Source organism: Mesorhizobium sp. GbtcB19, from assembly GCF_019091085.1.
Classification (GTDB): Bacteria; Pseudomonadota; Alphaproteobacteria; order Rhizobiales; family Rhizobiaceae; genus Mesorhizobium.
Genome location: NZ_JAGXJY010000556.1, coordinates 1 through 234 on the forward strand (window position 1 = coordinate 1; position 234 = coordinate 234).

The window sequence follows — 234 nt, forward strand, 5'->3', positions numbered from 1 at the left end:
GCAGGTTGTCGACCCCGTCGGCGGCTTCGTTGGTGAACCATTCCTCCAGCTGATCGGCGACCAGCGTGCCGCTGCCGACGATGGTGTCGTGGCCGCGCGCGGTCGCCCCCCATTGATAGAGCTGGCGGATGGTGAAGTTGTGCTCGTGGGCGATCTGGCGGATCAGCGCCTGGCGGTCCTCCATGCCTTCGGTCTCTTTGCCCGGGGGCAGCGGCCCGTGGTGCGGGCAGCCCC

The 234-nt window shown here is 69.2% G+C and carries 1 pseudogene; it reads right to left on the reverse strand.

Annotated elements, in window-relative coordinates:
• Nucleotides 1–234, reverse strand: a pseudogene (locus KVT37_RS33035) (nitrilotriacetate monooxygenase); the annotation flags it as partial.